Below are 20,655 nucleotides of genomic sequence, written 5' to 3'. Positions count from 1 at the left end.
GTCCCGGCAGCATAGGGCGGGAGGGATCGGCATGATGATGGCAAGCGCGCATCTCGACACCTTCGCCCGCGATAACCTGCCGCCCGAAGAGAGCTGGCCCGATCTGCTGCTCGAGGGGTTTGACTATCCCGAGCGGCTCAACGCCGGGGTGGAACTGACCGATGCGATGGTGGCCAAGGGGTTTGGCGATCACACTGCGCTCATCGGCAATGGGCGGCGGCGGACCTATAAGGAGTTGACCGACTGGACCAACCGGCTGGCGCATGTGCTGGTCGAGGATCTGGGCGTGGTGCCGGGCAACCGGGTGCTGATCCGGTCGGCCAATAATCCGGCGATGGTGGCCTGTTGGCTCGCCGCGACCAAGGCGGGGGCGGTGGTGGTCAACACGATGCCGATGCTGCGGGCCGGGGAATTGGCCAAGATCGTCGACAAGGCCGAGATCAGTCACGCGCTCTGCGACACGCGGCTGATGGAAGAAATGGAGGCCTGTGCCGCCGAGAGCCGGTTTCTCAAACATGTCATCGGGTTCGATGGCACGTCGAACCACGAGGCCGAGCTCGACCGGATGGCGCTGGAGAAGCCGGTGCGGTTCGACGCGGTCGAGACGGCGCAGGATGATGTGGCGCTCTTGGGGTTCACCTCGGGGACGACGGGGACGCCGAAGGCCACGATGCATTTTCACCGCGACCTGATGATCATTGCCGATGGCTATGCGGCAGAGGTTCTGGGCGTGACGGAGGAGGATGTGTTCGTCGGTTCGCCGCCTCTGGCCTTTACCTTTGGGCTGGGCGGGCTGGCGGTGTTTCCGCTGCGCTTTGGGGCGACGGCGACATTGCTCGAGACCGCGTCGCCGCCGAATATGATCGAGATCATCCAGAAGTATAAGGCGACGGTCTGTTTCACCGCGCCCACCGCCTATCGCGCGATGTTGGCGGCGATGGAGGAGGGGGCGGATCTGTCGTCGCTGCGCGCGGCGGTGTCGGCGGGCGAGACGCTTCCGGCGCCGGTCTATGAGGATTGGATGCGCAAGACGGGCAAGCCGCTGCTCGACGGGATTGGCGCGACCGAGATGCTGCATATCTTTGTGTCGAACCATTTCGAGGATCACACGCCCGCCTGTACCGGGCTGCCGGTGCGGGGCTATGAGGCGCGGGTGATTGATGCCGAAGGGCAGGAGCTGCCGCGCGGCGAGGTCGGGCGGCTGGCGGTGCGGGGGCCGACGGGGTGTCGGTATCTCGCCGATGCGCGGCAGGCGGAGTATGTGCAGGGCGGCTGGAACATCACCGGCGACACGTTCTGGATGGACGAGGACGGCCGGCTTCATTTCGCGGCGCGCAATGATGATATGATCGTCTCGGCGGGCTATAATATCGCGGGGCCCGAGGTCGAGGCGGCGCTTTTGGCGCATCCTTTGGTGTCGGAATGCGCGGTGATCGGCGCGCCGGATGTGGCGCGGGGCCATATCGTCGAGGCGCATGTGGTGCTCTGCGATCCGGCGGCGGCGAGCGACGAGACCATCAAGGCGCTACAGGACCATGTGAAGGCGAGCATTGCGCCCTTCAAATACCCGCGCAGCGTCAAGTTCTGCGACAGCCTGCCGAAGACCGCTACCGGCAAGATCCAGCGGTTCATCCTCAAGCAGCAGGCCGAGGCGGCGGCGGGCAAGCCATGAGCGCGCGTCTCTTCCACTATACCCAGAAGGTGATGTTCAAACATTGCGACCCGGCGGGGATCGTCTTCTATCCGCGCTATTTCGAGATGATGAATGATGTGGTCGAGAGCTTTTTCGCCGAATGTCTTGGCCTGCCGTTCGAGAGGCTCTTGGTCACCGCCGGGGTGCCGACGGTGCAGACCGAAGCCCAATTTCACGCGCCGTCGCGGCATGGCGATATGCTCGACATCAGTCTCGGGGTGATGCGGCTCGGTCGGACGAGCGCCAGTTTCGAGCTGCGGGCGCGGGCGGGCGAGGAGGCGCGGTTCACCGCGCGGTCGACCCTTGTCCATGTCGATGCTGCAGGGCGGCCCGCGCCATGGGATGGGCCGCTGCGCGAGAGATTTCTACCCTATATTGGAGAGCAAGATGACCCATGAGATTGTCCAGCCCGAGGGCTGGAAACCGGCCAAGGGCTATGCCAATGGCGTGCTGTCGCAAAGCGGCACGCTCTATGTCGGCGGGCAGATCGGCTGGACCGCGGATCAGGTGTTCGAGAGCCATGATTTCATCGGCCAGATGGAGCAGGCCTTGCGCAATATCGTCGATGTGGTCGAGGCCGCCGGCGGGCAGGTGGGCGACATCACCCGGCTCACGTGGTTCGTGATCGACAAGGCGGAATATCTTGCCCGGCAGCGCGAGGTGGGCGAGGTCTACCGCAAGGTGCTGGGGCGGCATTTCCCGGCGATGTCGATGCTCATCGTGGCGGGGCTTGTCGAGGATGAGGCGTTGCTGGAGATCGAGGCCACGGCCGAGATCGCGCGGGGCTAGGGCATGGCTGAGGTCTTTGTCTGCGACTATATCCGGACGCCGATTGGCCGCTATGGTGGGGCGCTGGCGGGGGTGCGGACCGACGATCTGGCGGCGCATCCGCTCCGGGCGCTGATGGCGCGGCAGGGGCAGTTAGACTGGGCGGCGGTGGATGAGGTGATCCTTGGCTGTGCCAATCAGGCGGGCGAGGACAATCGCAATGTGGCGCGGATGGCGGTGCTCTTGTCGGGGCTGCCCGAGAGCGTGCCGGCGCTGACGCTCAACCGGCTCTGCGGGTCGGGGATGGATGCGGTGATGACCGGCGCGCGGGCCATCCGGGCGGGCGAGGCCGATCTCATTGTCGCGGGCGGTGTCGAGAGCATGAGCCGCGCGCCCTTGGTGATGCCGAAGGCGGAGGCCGCCTATTCGCGGCGGGCCGAGATTTACGACACGACGATTGGCTGGCGCTTTGTGAACCCGGCGATCGAGGCGCAATACGGGATCGACAGCATGCCGGAGACGGCCGAGAACGTGGCCGAGGCCTGTGGCGTGTCGCGCGCCGATCAGGATGCCTTTGCGCTGGCAAGCCAGGAGCGGGCGCTGGCGGCGCAGGCCTCGGGGCGGTTCGCCCAGGAGATCGCGCCGGTGAGCCTCGCACAGCGCAAGGGTGCGGCGGTGGAGGTGGAACGCGACGAGCATCCGCGCGAGACGAGCCTCGAGAAGCTGGCGTCGCTGCCGACCCCGTTTCGCAAGGGCGGGACGGTCACGGCGGGCAATGCCTCGGGGGTCAATGACGGGGCGGCGGCGCTGATCCTCGCCTCGGAGGCGGCGGTCAAGCGGCATGGGCTCACGCCGCTGGCGCGGATCGAGGGCGGGGCGAGTGCGGGGCTTGCGCCTCGGGTGATGGGGCTCGGCCCGGTGCCCGCGACCGAGAGGCTCTGTGCGCGGCTGGGGATCAATGCGCAGGCGTTCGATCTCATCGAGCTCAACGAGGCCTTTGCGGCGCAGGCGATTGCGGTTCTGGATCAGCTCGGCCTCGACTGGCGGGCGGAGCATATCAACCGCAATGGCGGGGCGATTGCGCTTGGCCATCCTTTGGGGATGTCGGGGGCGCGGCTTGTGGGCACTTTGGCGCGCGATCTGGCGGCGGGGCATGGCAGATTGGGTCTGGCCAGCATGTGCGTCGGCGTGGGCCAAGGCGTGTCGCTGGTGCTGCGGGCGGTGTGAGCCGCCCGCGCCCGTGGTTCAGCCGGTCTTTTCGACGCGAGTGACCTTGCCAAAGCCCGCCAGCTTGGCATAGCCGCCGACGATGGCCTCGCGGTCCTCATAGCTCAGCACATCTTCGATGTTCTTGAACCCCGCCGGGGCGAGCCGTTCGACCGCGTCGATGACGCCTTCGGGCCCGCCGGAGCGGTTGTTGCGCACCACCTCTGCGGTTTTCGGCAGCCGGTCCTGTTCGTAGCTCCAGAGCGCCGCGCGCGGGTGTTCGGCACGGGCCAGCGCATCGGCGAGGCAGCGGGCATCGAGAATGGCCTGGCTCGCGCCATTGGAGCCCACCGGGTACATCGGATGCGCCGCATCGCCCAAGAGCGTGACCCGGCCAAAGGTCCAACGCGGCAGCGGATCGCGGTCGGCCATCGGATATTCAAAGATGCTGGGCGTGGCGCGCACCAGCGCCTCGATATCGCAGCCGGGCACGGTAAAGCGCCGGGCATAGGGCAGGACCAGCGAGAGCGGCACCTGACGCGACCAGTTGCTGGCGGGGGGCGGCGACAGTTCGGGATCTTGCACCCGGATGTTCACCACCCAGTTCATCAGCTGTTTGCCATCCTTGGGCGGCGCAATCGGGTAGAGCACCAGCTTGCCGCCGAGGCCGCCGCTGATCGCCATGCTCTCACCGTCGTCCCAGACGTCCCAATCGACGGCACCACGCCACATCATGACGCCCTGCCAGCTCGGCCCCGGTTCCTTGGGGTAGAACATGCGGCGGCCCGCCGAATGGATGCCGTCGCAGCAGATGAGCACATCGCCGCGCACCGTGGTGCCGGCGCCGCCATCGTGATTGTCGGAGAAATGGGCGGTGACGCCCGCCTCGTCCTGCACCATGCCGGCGAGGCGGCAGCCGGTGCGGATCGCGTCCGGGCCGAGCCGGTCGATCACCGCATCATAGATCAGTTTCTGCAGCCGACCGCGATGGATCGAGAATTGCGGCACGTCATGGCCTGCGTGCAGACCGCGCAGTTCCGACCAGACTTCGCTCCCGTCACGGGTGAGGTAAGAAAGCTTGCGGGTGCGCAGCCCGACCGCGTCGAGCGCGGGCAGCAGGCCCAGCGCGTCGAGCTCGCGGATGGCATGGGGCAGCACGTTGATGCCGACCCCCACTTCGCGCACCTCGCGGGCGGCCTCGTAAATCTCGGCCTTGATGCCGCGGGCGTGCAGCATCAGTGCCGTTGTCAGCCCGCCGATCCCGGCCCCTGCGATGATAACCTTCATCGGTTACACATCCTCGGGCGGCAGGAAGTCGACCTCGTGCTGGGCCGAGATGGCGACGACCTCGGCCGGGTTCGGCTCGGGCCCGAGATTGTGCAGTGCCCAGAAGAGATCAAAGAGCCGCTGGCTCGGCGAGACCCAGAACAGGCATTTGATGGTGCTGTCGGTCTTGTTGAAGATGCCATGCGGGATGCCCTTGGGCATGCGCACCAGATCGCCGGGTTCGGCATGGGTGTTGGCCCCGTCGAGGATGAGATCGAACCGGCCTTCGAGCACATAGATGAATTCATCCTGTGTCGGGTGGATATGGGGCGGCACGAAGGTGCCCTTGGGCAGGGTCGCGTGCCACGAAAGCGAGCCCTCGGAATGCTGTTTCGGCACGTAGGTCTGGCCGAGAATGTTCCAGCTGATGTTTTCAAGACCCTCATTGGCGCGGGTCACGCCGGCAGTCATGTCCATCTCAATTACCTCTCTGTTATCGGTTCAAACCTGAAGAAATCGTTCCTTGATCTCCGGGGTGGCGAGGAAATCGGGCGTGCTGCCCGTCCAGACCACATTGCCCCGCTCGAGCACCACATGGCGGTCGGCGAGCCGGGTCAGCGCGTCGACATTCTTGTCGATCACGAGGATCGCCTCGCCTTCGTCCTTGAGCCGCGCGAGGCAGGACCAGATGTCCTGCCGGATCAGCGGCGCGAGGCCTTCGGTCGCCTCGTCGAGCACCACGAGTTTCGGGTTGGTCATCAGGGCGCGGCCGATGGCGAGCATCTGCTGTTCGCCGCCCGAGAGTTGATTGCCCATGTTGCGGCGGCGTTCCTTGAGGCGCGGGAAGAGGTCGAAGATGCGCTCGAGCGTCCATTTCGCCGGGCCGCGGGCGCGGGCGGTGGCGATGAGGTTTTCGGTGACGGTGAGCGTCGGGAAGATCTGGCGGCCCTCGGGGACGAGGCCGAGCCCGGCCTCGGCGACGCGATGCGGTTCGGCCCCGGTGAGGTCGATACCATCGACCGAGACCCGGCCGTCGCGCGGCTTGAGCAGGCCGAAGACCGTGTTGACGGTGGTCGTCTTGCCCATGCCATTGCGGCCCAGAAGCGTCACCACCTCGCCTTCGTTCACATCGAGGCTCACGCCAAAGAGCACCTGGCTTTCGCCATAGGCGGCGCGGAGGTTTTCAACGCTCAGCATGGGATCTCCTCGGCCTCTTCGTCGCCGAGATAGGCGGCGCGCACGGCGGCGTTGTTGCGGATTTCTTCGGGCGTGCCGGTGGCGATGATTTCGCCATAGACCAGCACCGAAATCCGGTCGGCGAGCGAAAACACCGCGCCCATGTCATGTTCGATGAGCACGATGGTGATGCGGCCCTTTTGCGCGGCGAGCAGATCGACCAACGCCTCGGCATCCTGGCCGCCGGTGCCGGCGAGCGGCTCGTCGAGCAGCAGGAGTTTCGGCTCGCTAGCCAGCGCCATGGCCAGTTCGAGCCGCCGGTGATCGCCATGCGAGAGGGCGCTGGCGGGCAGATCGGCGCTCTGATCGAGGCTGACCTGGGCGAGAAACTCCATGGCGCGGGCGTTGAGCCGGGCCTCTTGCGCCACGGCGCGGAAGAAGCGAAAGCTCGACCCGTCCTTGGCCTGCACCGCGAGGGCGACGTTTTCGAGCACGGTGAATTTCGGCAGGATCGAGGTGATCTGAAACGAGCGGGCGAGGCCGAGATGCACCCGTTCCGGCATCGAGAGCCGCATGATGTCGCGCCCGTCGAAGAGGATTTCGCCACTGTCCGAGGGGGACTGACCCGAGAGCTGGGTGATCAGCGTCGTCTTGCCCGCGCCATTGGGGCCGATGATCGCGTGCAGCTCGCCGGGGTGGATGTCGAGCGACAGATCATGGGTGACGCGCAGCGCGCCGTAGGATTTGTTGAGATTGCGTACCGAGAGACCGCTCATTTCTCGCCCCCCAGCTTGAGTTTGCGCAAGAGCCCGGAAATGCCGTCGGGCGAATAGAGCACCACCAGCACGAGGATGACCCCGAAGAAGAGCTTCCAATGTTCGGTGAAGATGTTGAGCAGCTCTTCGAGCATGAGCGCGAGGAAGGCGCCGCCGATGGCCCCGGTGAGATTGCCGATGCCGCCGAGCACCACCATCACGATCAGCTCGCCCGAGACATGCCAAGACATGAAGGCGGGCGAGATGAATTCGGCCTGATTGGCGAGCATGACGCCCGCGACCGAGGTCATGCAGGCGGAGATCACGAAGGCGGTGAGCTGATAGCGGAAGGGCGCAAAGCCCAGCGCCTCGATCCGCGTGGTGTTTTCACGGGTGCCGGTGAGAACGCGGCCAAAACGCGAGGTGACGATGCGGGCGCAGAGGGTAAAGAGCCCGATCAACAGCGCCAGCGCCGTGTAATAGAGCACCTGATCGTTTTCGAGCCAGGGCTGGCCCAGCACGGTCGAGCGCGCGTCGAGCGTCACCCCGTCGTCGCCGCCATAGGACGACAGCGACACGAAGAAGAAATAGGCCATCTGACCAAAGGCCAGAGTGATCATGATGAAATAGATGCCGCGGGTGCGCAGCGAGATCCAGCCGGTGATCAGCGCAAAGACCGCCGAGAGGCTGATGCCGGCGAGCAGATGCAGGGTGATGTCGGTGACGCCATGGCGGCTCAGCACCGCGACCGCATAGGCGCCAAAGCCGAGATAGGCGGCGTGGCCAAAGCTCACCATCGCGCCGTAGCCGAGGATCAGGTCGAGCGCCATGGCGGCGATGGCATAGGCGAGGATGCGGGTGCCGATCACCACCAGATAGGGATCGTTGGTGGCCCAGGCAAAGACCGGCAGCAGCGCCGCGAGGACAAAGAGCACGAGGGCGGCCTTGGTGCGGCCACGCAGGCGCGGGGCGGGGCGGGTCGTCGGAGGTGTGGTCATGTCACTCATACCGGCTTGCGCCCAAAGAGGCCCGCGGGTTTGGCAAAGAGGATGATGGCCATCAGGATATAGACCAGCATCGGGGCGAGGGTCCGGCCCACCTGCGAGGCGGTGGCGGGATCAAACACCATGCGCAGCAGGATCGGGCCAAAGGTGCCGCCCAATGTGTCCACCGTGGCCACCAGAAGCGCGCCGAGAAACGCCCCCCGGATCGAGCCGATGCCGCCGATGACCACCACCACGAAGGTCAGGATGAGGATGCTTTCGCCCATGCCGGTGTCGACCGACAGGATCGGCGCGACCATCATGCCCGCGAAACAGGCGAGCATCACGCCAAAGGCAAAGACCAGCCGGAAGAGCCGCGAGATATTGACGCCAAGGGCCGCGACCATGTTGCGGTTGGTGGCGCCGGCGCGCAGCAGCATGCCGATGCGCGTGTGGTTCACGATGAGATAGAGACCGGCCGCCGCCGCCAGACCGGTGGCGATGATGGCGAGACGGTAGATCGGGTATTTCACCTGCCCGATGAGCGGGATCGCCCCATCGAGAAGCGGTGGGATCGGCACCGAAAGCGGGCTGCTGCCCCAGAGGATCTTGACCCCTTCGGTGATGATCATGAGAAGGCCGAAGGTGGCCAGCACCTGATCGAGATGCGAGCGGTGATAGAGTTTTCGGATCACCAGATATTCCAGCGCCAGACCCACCACCAGCGCGGTGGGCAGGGCGAGCAGCAGCCCCATGGTGAAGCTGCCGGTCAGGGCCACGAACGTGGCCATGAGATAGCCGCCCACCATGTAGAGCACACCATGGGCGAGATTGACGAAATCCATGATCCCGAAGATCAGGGTCAGACCGGCCGCGATCAGAAACAGCAAGACGCCGAATTGAAGGCCGTTCATTAGTTGCAGGATGAACAGGTTTGTCATCGGGGAATGTTCCGATCGCGGCTTGGGTCCAGGGTCAGGGTTACTTCATGTCGCACTCGGCGGCATAATTGTCCTGATAGTCGTCGAAGATACGCTCGACCATGGAGGTGGCGTATTTGCCGTCCTCACGTTTGACCGCCTTGACCAGATAGAAATCCTGGATCGGGTAGTTGTTGTTGCCGAAGGTGAAATCGCCGCGCGGGCTGGCGAAATCGGCCTCTTTGAGGGCGGCGCGCAGGGCGTCCTTGTCCTCGAGATTGCCCTCGACCTTGCGCACGGCGCTGTCGATCAGCTGCGCCGCGTCATAGGCCTGCATGGCGTAGGTGCCGGGGACGTGGCCGTATTTCTCTTCATAGCCGGAAACGAAGGTCTTGTTCGCCTCGTTGTCCATGTCGGGGGCCCAGGTGGCACCGCCGAGAAAGCCCACGGCCGCGTCCTGGGTCGCGGGCAGGGTGGTTTCATCCACGGTAAAGGCCGACAGGAAGGGGATCGAGCCGAGACCCGCCTGATTGTATTGCTTGACGAGGTTCACGCCCATGCCGCCGGGCATGAAGGTAAAGAGCGCGTCGGGCTGGAAGGCGGCGATCTGGCTCAGTTCCGAGGAAAAGTCGAGCTGGCCGAGTTCGGTATAGACCTCGCCCGCGACGCCGCCGGAATAGGAGCGTTTGAAGCCGTTCAGGCTATCGATGCCGGCCTGATAGTTGGGGGCCATGAGAAAGACGTTCTGATAGCCCTGTTTCTCGGCATAGGCGCCCATGACCTCGTGGTTCTGATCGTTCTGATAGGAGGTCACGAAGAAATTCGGGTGGCAGTCCTTGCCGGCGAAATTCGAGGTGCCTGCGTTCGAGCTGATCAGGATCGCGCCGCTTTCGGTGACGGGTTTGTGGATCGCGATCAGGATGTTGGAAAAAATCGGGCCGACGACGAAATCGACCTCGTCGCGTTCGACCAGTTCGCGCGCCTTGCTGGCGGCGAGGTCGGGCTTGCGCTCATCGTCGATGACGATGATTTCGGTCTCCAGACCGCCGATCTTGCCGATCTGGTCTGCGGCCAGCAAAAAGCCGTCGCGGCCTTGTTCGCCAAGCGCGGCGGCGGGGCCGGAAAGGGTGTAGATCAGGCCGATCTTGATCTTGTCTTCGGCGGCAGAGGCGGCACCAGTGAGGCAGGTGGCCGCCATCAGGGATGCGAGAAGCGTCCGTTTCATCGTTTTGGTCTCCCGTTGCTGGCGATGGTTCCGGGATCGGCCATCGCCTATTTGGTATATGGTTAAAAATTATGTGCCTAAAATATATTTACCTCAAGCTTTTTCTCGAGGCAGGCACGGCTCATGGTGTCGACACTATGCGCCAGCGCCGAAAGCGGTGCCAGACCCCAAAGCCGCAAAGGCCCTGATCTCAGGTGAAAATTTCTGCGGCTGAGCGGGGTCTTTTGGCGGGGGTTGGTGGGGTTGAGGGGATGTCGGGTTTTTCGGGTTCCGCGGGTTTTGGTGAGATGGATTCATCTAGATCAGTATATTTATTCGTTATCCACAAGCGCAACTCACCTGTAGCCTGTTTCGCAAGACTGAACATTTGCGATGGAAGGAAAATCCCATGCCCAAGGATGCCATGACCGCCCTGACGCCTTTGCGCAACCGTGCCGCCGAGGGCGGGACGACCGCGCTGCGCGACTGGGGGATCGACAGCGAATATGGGGTGTTGTCGGATGTGCTGCTGGGGCCGGTGGAAACCTTTGGCCACATGGACAATTCCGCCTTTAGCTCGATCTATCGCGATACCGCGCTCAACAAGCGGGCGTGGGATCATGCGACGGCGGTGACGCAGTATAACGAGATGCTGTCAGCCTATGCCGATGGTGGGGTGACGGTGCATACTCTGCCTGCCGATGAACATCTCAAATACGGGGTCTATGCGCGCGATTCGAGCTTTATGACGCCCTGGGGCGCGGTGATCACCCAGATGGCCAACCCGCGGCGGCGCGGCGAGTATTCGGCGGCGCTGCGCTTTTATCTCGAGAAGGGCATCCCGATCTATGACATGGTCAGCGCCGGCAATTTCGAAGGTGGCGATTTCCATATTATCGAGCCGGGCGCGGTGCTGATCGGCTATACCGGCATGCGCTGCGAGGAAGTGTCGGCGCGGCAGATCGGGGCCTGGGTCGAGAAAGAGGGCTGGGAAGTCCATTATGCCTATATCGACCCCTATTATGTCCATATCGACCTGATGGTCTGCATGATCGCGCCGAAATGCGCAGCGGTCTGCCTCGAGACGACGCCCGATCATGTGGTCGAGTGGCTCAAATCCAAGAAGATCGAAATCGTGCCGGTGGGGTTCAAGGACACGATGGCGCTCGGCTGTAATGTGATGTCCTTTGGCAATGATCGCGTGCTCGCCCCGGCGGCGAGCAAGGATCTGATCGGCAAGCTGCGCGCCAACGGGTTCACGGTCTATGATCCGGATATGTCGATGTTCACCATGATGGGCGGCGGCATTCACTGCATGGCGCAATCGCTGCGCCGTGCCGCGGGGTAGTCACGCCCCGATATTCACAGTGCAACAGTAAAATAACCATAAAACAGGGAGTTACGCACGATGAAACATCCATTGGAAAGCCTCAAGACCCGCCTCGCCACGGGCAGCATGAGCCGACGGCAATTCATGCGCTCGGTGGTGGCGACGGGGATCAGCGCCGCCGCCGCCAGCAGCGTCGCCGATCAGGTGATGGCGGCCGCGCCCAAGCGGGGCGGCACGATCCGCATCGGCAAGGGCCATGGTCAGACCACCGACACGATGAACCCGGGCACCGCCGAAAATGGCTATATGGTCAACCTGTTACAGAGTTTCCACGGCTATATGACCGAGGTCGCCCCCGATGGCAGCCTGGTGCCCGGCGTGGCCGAAAGCTGGGAAGCGGCGGATGGCGGCAAGACCTGGGTGTTCGATCTGCGCAAGGATTTCACCTTTCACAATGGCAAGACCGTCAGCCCGGAGGATGTGATCGCCTCGATCAATCATCACCGGGGCGAGGATTCGACCTCGGCGGCGAAGCCTTTGCTGTCGTCGCTTGCGGATGTGCGGGCCGATGGGCCGGGGCGGGTGGTGTTTGAGCTGACCTCCGGCAATGCCGATTTCCCCTTTACCCTCAGCGACTATCATATCCCCGTCGGCATGTCGGAAGATGGCAAGGTCGATTGGAAAACCGGGGTGGGGTGCGGGGCCTATAAGCTCGACAATTTCGAGCCGGGTATCCGGGCCGATCTGTCGCGCAATGATGACCATTGGGACCTTGAAAACAGGGCGTTTTTCGACTCGGCCGAGCTCTTGGCGATCATTGATGCCAATGCCCGGCAGAGCGGGTTGCTGACCGGCGATCTGGATGCGATCGACAAGCTCGATCTGAAGACCATCGAGCGGATCAAGAAAGCGCCGGGGATCAAGGTGCATTCGGTGCCCGGCACGCAGCATTTCACCTTCGAAATGATGTGCACCTCGGACCCCTATACCGACCGCAATCTGCGGCTCGCGCTCAAATACGCGATCAACCGGCAGGAGTTGGTGGACAAGATCCTCTTTGGCTATGGGGTGGTCGGCAATGACCATCCGATCGGGCAGGGACAACGCTTTTTTAACAAGGACTTGCCGCAGCGCGAATATGATCCCGACAAGGCGCGGTTCCACCTCAAGGAGGCGGGGCTCGACAAGGTCAAGATCGAGCTGTCGGCGGCGGATGCGGCCTTTGCCGGGGCGGTGGATGCGGCGGTGCTCTATCAGAACTCGGCGGCGAAGGCCGGGATCGAGATCGTGCCGGTGCGGGAGCCGAATGATGGGTATTGGACGGATGTGTGGAATGTGAAGCCGTTTACCGCCGTGTATTGGGGTGGGCGACCGGTGGAGGACCTCATGTTTTCAACCGCTTACGAGAGCGGCGTGCCGTGGAACGGGACGCGCTGGTCGAATGCGCGGTTTGACGAGCTGCTGGTCACGGCGCGGGCCGAGCTCGACGAGGAAAAACGCCGGCAGATGTATTATGAAATGCAGGAGCTGGTGAACATGGATGGCGGGCTTATCGCGCCGATGTTTGCCTCCTATGTCTTTGGAACCAGAGACAATGTTGGCCTTCCCGAGGGGTTTGCCTCGAACTGGGACATGGATGGCGAGCGCTGCATCGAACGGTGGTGGTTCACCTGAATTCCCTGACAGGACCCACCCAAGCGGCGGCCCCCAAATTGGGGGCCGTTTGCGTGTTAACCATGGATTTCGGGATTTTCGGTAACGCGTCGGTATTGCGTCGGTAAAGCGACAGTATCGCGCGGGCCGGTTTGGCCGGATTGGCGCGGGCGCGTTAACCTTTGCAGGCCCGGGGGGAGGGCCAAGCGCCGCCCCCTAGAAATCCACCTCGATGGCGACGCCTTGCTCGACCGCCAGATCGACCACGGCGGCGGCGACGGCGAGGTCTTGCAGCCCGACGCCGGTGCCGTCGAAGAGGGTGATCTCTTCGGCGCTGCTGCGGCCCGGATGGGTGCCGTTGATCACGGCGCCGATCTCGGTGATGTCGTCGCGGCTGATGAGACCTGTGGCGATGGCGTGCTGGGCCTCGCCAAGGGTGATGGATTGGTCGATCTCATCGGCAAAGACCGTGGCGGAGCCGAGCAGCGCCGCCTCGAGCTCTTGCTTGCCTTTGGTGTCGGTGCCCATGCAGGCGATATGGGTGCCGGGGCTGACATGCTGGGCGAGCAGGCTCGGCGCGAAAGAGGAGGTGATGGTGATGATCACATCGGCCTCGGTCATGCCGTCAAGCTCGACCGCTTCGAAGGGCAGTCCCGCCTCTTCGGCCACGGCGGCGAGATTGGGCAGCATCTCGGGGTGCAGGTTCCAGCCGATGACCTTTTCGAACGGACGCTGTTCGAGGGCGGCGCGCAGCTGAAAGGTGGCCTGATGGCCCGCGCCGATCATGCCGATCACCTTGGCATCCGGGCGCGCCAGATGCTGAATGGAGACGGCAGAGGCGGCGGCGGTGCGCAGGGCGGTCATGTAATTGCCGCCGACCATGGCCGAGATCATGCCGCTGTCCGGGTCGAAGAGGAAGACGGTGGATTGGTGATTGATCAGCCCCCGTTTCTCGAGATTGTGCGGCCAGTAGCCGCCCGCCTTGAGGCCGAGGGTGTGGCCGTCGCGGTCAAACCCGCCTTTGAAGCCATAGAGCGCGTCTTCGTGGCCGATCGCCTCGCGGATGACCGGAAAATTATAGGCTTGGCCCGCCGCCATGGCGGCAAAGACCTTTTCCACCGCGGTGAACGAGGCGCTGCGGGTCAAAAGATCGGGGATTTGGCGTTCGGGTACGATCAGCACGTGGGAGCTCCTGTAGGAATGTCGTGCGCCCGCATGCCAGGGGTGGACGGTGGTCGGCATGCGGGCGGCTTTCAGGCCCCATTGGGGCCTGACCGTCCGTCTCGAAAAGGGGTTAGTAGGCGCGGCCGCGGGCCGAGACCGGCCAGACGGTTTCGACCTTGCCGTTGCGGACGCCGACATACCAGTCATGGACATTGGCGGTGGGGTCGCAATGGCCGGGCACGAGGCGCAGTTTCTCGCCGACCTTGAGCACGCCCTTGGGGTCCGCGATCACGCCATGTTCGTCGGAACATTTGATATATTCGACATCGTCGCGGCCATAGACCACCGGCAGGCCGGAATCGACGGATTGCGCCTTGAGCCCGGCGTCGCAGATGGCCTTGTCCGCCTTGGCGTGGCTCATCACCTGGGTGAGCAGGAAGAAGGCGTTTTCCCATTCGCCCTGGTCGATGCGCTTGCCATCGGCGTCGAGGATGCGGCCATAATCCGCGTCCATGAAGGCGTAGGAGCCGCATTGCAGCTCGTTATAGACGCCCGAGTTCGATTCGAAATAGTAAGAGCCGGTGCCGCCGCCCGAGACCAGTTCGCAGCTGAGGCCCTCGGCCTTGAGCCCGTCGACCGCGTCCTGAACCATGGCGATGGCTACGTCGAGTTTCTCCTTGCGGGCCTCGTAGCTGTCGATGTGCTGCATCGCGCCTTGATAGGCCTGAATGCCGGAAAAGCGCAGGGCGGGGGCCGCGTCGACGGCTTTGGCGATGTCGATCACCGCCTCGGTGGTGACCACGCCGCAGCGGCCCGCGCCGCAGTCGATCTCGATGAAGATGTCGAGCGTGGTGCCGTGTTTCTGCGCGGCCTCGGAAAGCTCGGCCACATTGTCGATGTCGTCGACGCAGACGATGACGCGGGCGCCGAATTTGGGCAGCTGCGCGAGGCGGTCGATCTTGGCCGGGTCGCGGACCTGGTTCGAGACGAGAATGTCCTTGATGCCGCCACGGGCAAAGACTTCGGCCTCGGAGACCTTTTGGCAGCAGACGCCGACCGCGCCGCCGAGCTCGTGCTGGAGCTTGGCCACATCGACGGATTTGTGCATCTTGCCATGCACGCGGTGGCGCATGCCGTGGGATTTGGCGTAATCGCCCATCTTCTTGATGTTGCGTTCGAGCGCGTCGAGATCGAGCACGAGGCAGGGCGTCTGAATGTCGGCCTCGTCCATGCCCGGCTTGGCCGGGATGTCGTAGCCCACGTCATATTGGGCGAAATCCATGGTATCTTTCATATCATAGCTCCTTGTGAATGCGAGGGGGGTCAGGCCAGCCAGGGCAGGCGATCGAGATCGACATTGCCGCCGGTGACGATGAGGCCGATGCGTTTGCCGCGAAACGCCTCGGGGTTCTTGAGGATGATGGCGAGCGGGACCGCGCTCGACGGTTCCATCACGATGCGCAGGTGTTTCCAGATCAGTTTCATCGCGTCGATGATGTCCGCGTCAGACGCGGTGTAGATCTCGGACACGTGGTTCGAGACGAAATGCCATGTCAGATCCTTGAGCGGCACCAGCAGCCCGTCGGCGATGGTTTTCGGCGCGTCATCGGCGATGATGTGACCGGCCTTGAAGCTGCGATAGGCGTCGTCGGCCTGTTCGGGTTCGGCGGCGATGACCTGACAGTCGGGGGCGAGGGTGGCGAGCGTCAGGCAGGTGCCCGAGATCATGCCGCCGCCGCCGATGGGCGCCACCACCATGTCGAGCCCGTCGGTCTGTTCCATCAGCTCCTTGGCGCAGGTGCCCTGACCGGCGATGACGCGCGGATCGTTATAGGGGTGGACGAAATCGCCGCCGGTCTCGGACTGGACGCGGGCGAAGGTCGCCTCGCGCGAGGAGGTCGAGGGCTCGCATTCGGTAATCTTGCCGCCGTAGCGGCGGACGGTGTCCTTTTTGGCCTGGGGCGCGGTGCGGGGCATCACCACATTGCAGGGGATGCCGCGCAGCATGGCGGCATAGCTCAGGCAGGAGGCATGGTTGCCGGAGGAATGGGTGGCAACGCCCTGTTTGGCCTGGTCGTCGGTCAGGCCGAAGACGGCATTGGCGGCGCCGCGCACCTTGAAGGCGCCGGGTTCCTGGAAGTTCTCGCATTTGAAGAAGAGCGACGCGCCGGTCAGCTCGTTGAGATGTTGCGAGACCCGCACCGGGGTGCGCCGGATATGGGGGGCGATGCGCATATGGGCGGCGAGCATGTCGTCATAGGTCGGGATGATCATCTCGTGCTTGGTCATTCGGCGGCCTCTCTTGCCTGGGGTGTTTGGGATTTGCGGTAGACATCCTGCGCGGCGGCGACCCCGGAGCCGGGCCGGATGTCGAGGCCGAGATCGGCCATGCACATTTCGAGCGTGGCGAGGCCGGAGAGCATCATCACGTCGGTCAGGCTGCCCAGATGGCCGATGCGGAAGGCCTTGCCGGACAATTGGCCGAGGCCGACGCCGAAGGCCACGCCGTAATCGGCGGCGGCGCGGCGCACGATCTCGGTGGCGTCGACGCCCTCGGGGGTGCGCACCGCGCTCACCGTGTCGGAATAGAGGTCGGGCGTGGCGGCGCAGAGCGGCAGGCCCCAGGCGGCGACGGCGGCACGCACCCCGTCGGCAATGCGGCGGTGGCGGGCGAAGACGTTGTCGAGCCCTTCGTCGAGCAGCATCTTGGTCGAGAGGTTGAGCCCGTTGAGCAGCCCGACCAGCGGCGTATAGGGGTAGGCCGCGTTGTCATAGGCGCGTTTCATGTCGCGGATGTCAAAGAAGGCGCGGGGCAGGGTGGCGGTTTCGGCGGCGGCCATGGCCTTGGGGCTCAGCCCAAGGATGGCGAGCCCGGCGGGCAGCATGAAGCCCTTTTGCGAGCCGGAGACGGCGATGTCGACGCCCCAATCGTCGAACCGGAAATCCATCGAGCCGATGGAGGACACGCCGTCGACAAAGAGGAGCGCGGGATGCGCGGCGGCGTCCATCGCCCGGCGCACGGCGGATATGTCGGAGCGGACGCCGGTGGCGGTCTCGTTATGGGTGGCGAGCACGGCCTTGATCTTATGCGCCTTGTCGGCACTCAGGATCTCTTCGAACCGGTCGGCGGGGATGCCTTCACCCCAGGGGGTTTCGACGATTTCGACGGTGAGCCCGTGGCGCTGGCACATGTCGACCCAGCGTTGGCTGAACATGCCGTTGCGGGCGGCGAGCACCGTGTCACCGGGGGCGAGCGTGTTGGTCAGGGCGGTTTCCCAGCCGCCGGTGCCGGTGGAGGGGAAGATGAGGATCTCGGCGTCGCGGCTTTTCAGCACCTGTTGGACGCCAGCGCGGGCGGGGCGCAGGATGTCCCCGAAGAGCGGCGACCGGTGGTCGATTGTCGGCATGTCGCAGGCCTTGCGCAGAACCTCGGGGAGGTTGGTGGGGCCGGGGATAAATGTCGGATTTTGCAGGCTCATGACGAAAGCTCCCGAAATGAAGCGGTGGAAAGGGGTGCGATAAATCTCATGTCAGAAACGTCTCCAGCAGGCGGGCGACATGGATCGCCTCGCGGCCAGAGCCGTCGTGGATCTGGTGGCGGCAGCTGGTGCCATCGGCGACGATGAGCGCGTCGGGGCCGGCGTCGCGGACGGCGGGCAGCAGCGCGGCCTCGGCCATTTTCATCGAGATGTCGTAGTTCTCGGCCGCATAGCCAAAGGCCCCGGACATGCCGCAGCAAGAGCTTTCGATCATGCGGAGCTCGAGACCGGGCACCTGGCGCAGGATCGTTTCGACCGCGCCCATGGCGCCAAAGGCCTTTTGGTGGCAATGGCCATGGACATGGGCCACCGTGCCTGCGGCATCGCGCAGGGGCAGCGATTGCAGGAGCGTGCCCAGGTCCTGAGCCAGCAACTCCTCGAAGAGCAGGGTCTTGTCCTTGATGAAATCCGTGTCAGAGGCGGGCAGCAGGGCGGTCATCTCGTCACGGAAGGTGAAGAGGCAGGAGGGTTCCAGCCCGACGACGCGGGCCCCGGCCTCGATGAAGGGGCGCAGGGTGGTGAGGGTGCGGGTGAGTTCTGCCCGGGCGGCGTCGGTCTGACCGGAGGCGAGATAGGTTCGGCCACAGCACATCGGACGGCGCGAGCCGCTGACCTCGACCCGGTGCAGGCGGTAGCCCGCGGCGGTCAGGACGCGTTCGGCGGCCTCGAGGTTTTCGCGCTCGAAATAGCGGTTGAACGTGTCGCCAAAGAGCACGAGATCGCGGCCATCATTGCGCAGGTCGCTGGGCGTGGCGGGCGTGCCGGGCTGCGACCAGGGGCGGCGCCATTGCGGCAGGGTGCGTTTCGCCGAAAAGCCGAGGAGGCGCTCGGAGAGCTTGGCAAGCGGGGCGATCTTGTCGCGCAGGTTCAAGAGCGGCGACAGTTTCGAGGCGACAGCCGCATAGCGCGGCATATGCGCGATCAGCCGGTCGCGCATCGGCAGGCCGTGGCGCTTGTGATAATGGTGGAGCACTTCGATCTTCATCCGGGCCATGTCGACGCCGGTGGGGCAGTCGCGCTTGCAGCCTTTGCAGGAGACGCAGAGATCGAGGGTTTCCTTCATCTCCTTGGAGGTGATGGCGTCGGGGCCGAGCTGGCCGGAAATGGCCAGGCGCAGGGTGTTGGCGCGGCCGCGGGTCAGGTGCTGTTCGTCGCGGGTGGCGCGGTAGGAGGGGCACATGGTGCCGCCCGACAGTTTGCGGCAGGTGCCGTTGTTGTTGCACATCTCGACCGCGCCGCCAAAGCCGCCCCAGTCGGACCAGTCGAGCGCCGGTTCGGCGGGCAGGGCGGTTTTGTAATCGGGTTTGAACCGCATCAGGGCGCGGTCATCCATGCGCAGCGGGCGGACGATCTTGCCGGGGTTCAGGCGGTTGTCGGGATCGAAGCGATCCTTGACCGCCTCGAAAGCGCGGGTCAGCTCAGCGCCGAAAAGCGGCTCGATATATTCCGAACGCGAGATGCCATCGCCATGTTCGCCAGAAAAGGAGCCTTTGTAGCGCTTGACCAGATCGGCGGTCTCATCGGCGATGCTGCGCATGACGCGCACGCCCTCTTCGGTCTTCATGTTGAGGATCGGGCGGACATGCAGGCAGCCGACCGAGGCATGGGCATACCAGGTGCCACGGGTGTTGTGGCGCGAGAAAATCTCGGTCACCCCGTCGGTATAATCGGCGAGATGTTCCAGCGGCACGGCGCAATCTTCGATGAAGGAGACGGGTTTGCCTTCGGATTTCATCGACATCATGATGTTGAGACAGGCTTCGCGGACGCTCCAGACCGCCTTTTGCCGGTGCGGTTCGATCACCTCGACCACCGCATCGGGAAAGCCGTGATCGGCCATGCAGTGATCGAGCCGTTTGAGGTCGGTCTTGAGGCTGTCGAGATCGTCGCCGGCAAATTCGCAGAGCAGCAGGCAATTGGGCGTGCCCTTGGTGATGTCGTCGATGGTGCGGACAAAGGCCGGGATGTCGGCCCCCATCACCAGCACGTTGTTGTCGACCAGTTCCACCGCCACGGGGTTGAGCGCCACCAGATGCTGGGTCGTGGCCATGGCCGAGCGGAAGTCGGGGAAATGGCAGACCCCCATCACCCGATGGGCGGGCAGCGGCGAGAGCTGTAGCGAGACCGAGGTGCTGATCGCGAGCGTGCCCTCGGAGCCGACCAGCAGATGCGACAGGTTCGGCGCGGCGGGCAGCAATTCGTCGAGATTGTAGCCGCCGACGCGGCGTTGCAGTTTCGGGAAATTGGCCTCGATGAGATCGCGGTGGCTGTCGGCGAGCTCGATCAGCCCGCCCATGATGTCGCGCATGCGGGGCGAGGCATGGTCGGCGAGGGGGGCTGCGTCGAGGCGGAAGCCCTCGCCATCATGCAAGAGGCCTTCCATGGCGAGCACATTGTCAGCGGTCTTGCCAAAGCGCAGCGACCGCGCACCTGACGAGTTGTTGCCGCACATGCCGCCGATGGTGCAGCGCGAGGCGGTCGAGGGTTCGACCGGGAAGAAGAGACCGTCCTGGCGCAGCCGGTCGTTCATCGTGTTGAGAACCATACCGGGGCGTACGGTGATCCGCCGCGCCTCGGGGTCGTAGTCCTGCACCGCGTTGAAATGGCGCGACATGTCGAGGATGAGACCATGGCCGATGGGCTGGCCGTTTTGCGATGTGCCGCCGCCCCGGGCGATCACCGGCACGTCATGGTCTGCGGCGATGGTCAGCGCCGCCTCGATATCGGCCACGGTCTTGGGGAAGGCGACGCCCCGCGGGATGATCTGATAGATGGAGGCGTCCGTTGCGTAGCGGCCGCGCGTGAACAGGCCGAAATCGACCTCGCCTTCGAGGGATTTGGTCAGGGCGGCCTCGAAGGCCTGGGCGCGGTTGACGGCCTGTGCGGCGGGCGGGGTGCGGTTCAGATTTGGAGCGTTCATCGGATGGGTCTTTCTCGATCATCTGGGCAAGGCACCGGGCGGGTGGGCCCTTGGGGTGCCTTGCTAAGAGGGGGTTGC

The 20,655-nt window shown here is 64.4% G+C and carries 18 protein-coding genes; 6 read left to right on the top strand and 12 right to left on the bottom strand.

Annotation, left to right across the window (positions count from 1 at the left end; all coding sequences use genetic code 11):
• Window positions 1–31: 31 nt before the first annotated feature.
• Genes ISM_RS04050 through pcaF form a run of 4 tightly spaced genes read left to right on the top strand, consistent with a single transcriptional unit; the run spans window position 32 to window position 3,688 of the window.
• Window positions 32–1,672 carry an AMP-binding protein gene (locus ISM_RS04050; protein ID WP_009812843.1) on the top strand — a complete coding sequence of 547 codons (1,641 nt, stop codon included), beginning with the start codon at window positions 32–34 and terminating at the stop codon, window positions 1,670–1,672.
• A complete protein-coding gene (locus tag ISM_RS04045) occupies window positions 1,669–2,091 on the top strand; it encodes an acyl-CoA thioesterase (protein ID WP_009812842.1) in 423 nt (140 codons plus the stop codon). The genes ISM_RS04050 and ISM_RS04045 overlap by 4 nt, the downstream gene beginning before the upstream one ends.
• Entirely contained in the window at window positions 2,081–2,482 is a 402-nt protein-coding gene (locus tag ISM_RS04040) for a RidA family protein (protein ID WP_009812841.1), read from the top strand. Before ISM_RS04045 ends, ISM_RS04040 begins: the two co-directional genes overlap by 11 nt.
• Window positions 2,483–2,485: 3 nt before the next feature.
• Window positions 2,486–3,688, top strand: a complete 1,203-nt coding sequence (gene pcaF / locus ISM_RS04035; protein WP_009812840.1) for a 3-oxoadipyl-CoA thiolase — start codon at window positions 2,486–2,488, stop codon at window positions 3,686–3,688.
• 18 nt (window positions 3,689–3,706) lie between these two features.
• Here the strand turns inward: pcaF and ISM_RS04030 are convergent, their stop codons facing one another.
• The 7 genes from ISM_RS04030 to ISM_RS04000 all read right to left on the bottom strand — a co-directional run bounded on the left by ISM_RS04030 (window position 3,707) and on the right by ISM_RS04000 (window position 9,992).
• Complete coding sequence (locus tag ISM_RS04030; protein WP_009812839.1) at window positions 3,707–4,954, bottom strand: flavin-dependent oxidoreductase; 1,248 nt, start codon at window positions 4,952–4,954, stop codon at window positions 3,707–3,709.
• A gap of 3 nt (window positions 4,955–4,957) precedes the next feature.
• Window positions 4,958–5,410, bottom strand: a complete 453-nt coding sequence (locus ISM_RS04025; protein ID WP_009812838.1) for a cupin domain-containing protein — start codon at window positions 5,408–5,410, stop codon at window positions 4,958–4,960.
• Between the two features lie 24 nt (window positions 5,411–5,434).
• Window positions 5,435–6,130, bottom strand: coding sequence for an ABC transporter ATP-binding protein (locus ISM_RS04020; RefSeq protein ID WP_009812837.1), 696 nt, complete (start codon window positions 6,128–6,130; stop codon window positions 5,435–5,437).
• Window positions 6,124–6,885, bottom strand: a complete 762-nt coding sequence (locus ISM_RS04015; protein ID WP_009812836.1) for an ABC transporter ATP-binding protein — start codon at window positions 6,883–6,885, stop codon at window positions 6,124–6,126. The genes ISM_RS04020 and ISM_RS04015 overlap by 7 nt, the downstream gene beginning before the upstream one ends.
• Window positions 6,882–7,871 (bottom strand): branched-chain amino acid ABC transporter permease, encoded by a 990-nt coding sequence (locus ISM_RS04010; RefSeq protein WP_009812835.1) that lies wholly within the window; start codon window positions 7,869–7,871, stop codon window positions 6,882–6,884. The genes ISM_RS04015 and ISM_RS04010 overlap by 4 nt, the downstream gene beginning before the upstream one ends.
• A complete protein-coding gene (locus ISM_RS04005; RefSeq protein WP_009812834.1) occupies window positions 7,868–8,761 on the bottom strand; it encodes a branched-chain amino acid ABC transporter permease in 894 nt (297 codons plus the stop codon). The genes ISM_RS04010 and ISM_RS04005 overlap by 4 nt, the downstream gene beginning before the upstream one ends.
• Window positions 8,762–8,828: 67 nt before the next feature.
• On the bottom strand, window positions 8,829–9,992 hold the full coding sequence (locus ISM_RS04000) for an ABC transporter substrate-binding protein (RefSeq protein WP_009812833.1): 1,164 nt from the start codon (window positions 9,990–9,992) through the stop codon (window positions 8,829–8,831).
• Window positions 9,993–10,380: 388 nt separating this feature from the next.
• On the opposite strand from ISM_RS04000, the gene ISM_RS03995 reads away from it, so the two are divergent.
• Together ISM_RS03995 and ISM_RS03990 are read left to right on the top strand one after the other, a co-directional pair.
• On the top strand, window positions 10,381–11,319 hold the full coding sequence (locus ISM_RS03995) for a dimethylarginine dimethylaminohydrolase family protein (RefSeq protein ID WP_009812832.1): 939 nt from the start codon (window positions 10,381–10,383) through the stop codon (window positions 11,317–11,319).
• 60 nt (window positions 11,320–11,379) lie between these two features.
• On the top strand, window positions 11,380–12,975 hold the full coding sequence (locus ISM_RS03990; protein ID WP_009812831.1) for an ABC transporter substrate-binding protein: 1,596 nt from the start codon (window positions 11,380–11,382) through the stop codon (window positions 12,973–12,975).
• Between the two features lie 195 nt (window positions 12,976–13,170).
• Here the strand turns inward: ISM_RS03990 and bhcD are convergent, their stop codons facing one another.
• The 5 genes from bhcD to ISM_RS03965 all read right to left on the bottom strand — a co-directional run bounded on the left by bhcD (window position 13,171) and on the right by ISM_RS03965 (window position 20,577).
• On the bottom strand, window positions 13,171–14,136 hold the full coding sequence (gene bhcD / locus ISM_RS03985; RefSeq protein ID WP_009812830.1) for an iminosuccinate reductase BhcD: 966 nt from the start codon (window positions 14,134–14,136) through the stop codon (window positions 13,171–13,173).
• A gap of 112 nt (window positions 14,137–14,248) precedes the next feature.
• Window positions 14,249–15,412 (bottom strand): 3-hydroxy-D-aspartate aldolase BhcC, encoded by a 1,164-nt coding sequence (gene bhcC / locus ISM_RS03980; protein WP_009812829.1) that lies wholly within the window; start codon window positions 15,410–15,412, stop codon window positions 14,249–14,251.
• Window positions 15,413–15,441: 29 nt separating this feature from the next.
• Window positions 15,442–16,407 (bottom strand): beta-hydroxyaspartate dehydratase BhcB, encoded by a 966-nt coding sequence (gene bhcB / locus ISM_RS03975; protein ID WP_009812828.1) that lies wholly within the window; start codon window positions 16,405–16,407, stop codon window positions 15,442–15,444.
• On the bottom strand, window positions 16,404–17,597 hold the full coding sequence (bhcA, locus tag ISM_RS03970; RefSeq protein ID WP_009812827.1) for an L-aspartate--glyoxylate aminotransferase BhcA: 1,194 nt from the start codon (window positions 17,595–17,597) through the stop codon (window positions 16,404–16,406). Before bhcA ends, bhcB begins: the two co-directional genes overlap by 4 nt.
• A gap of 46 nt (window positions 17,598–17,643) precedes the next feature.
• Complete coding sequence (locus tag ISM_RS03965) at window positions 17,644–20,577, bottom strand: FAD-binding and (Fe-S)-binding domain-containing protein (protein ID WP_009812826.1); 2,934 nt, start codon at window positions 20,575–20,577, stop codon at window positions 17,644–17,646.
• Window positions 20,578–20,655 lie beyond the last annotated feature (78 nt).

The organism is Roseovarius nubinhibens ISM (genome assembly GCF_000152625.1).
Classification (GTDB): domain Bacteria; phylum Pseudomonadota; class Alphaproteobacteria; order Rhodobacterales; family Rhodobacteraceae; genus Roseovarius; species Roseovarius nubinhibens.
Note: the sequence above shows the minus strand (reverse complement) of the source record. Positions and strands in the feature narration are given on the sequence as shown.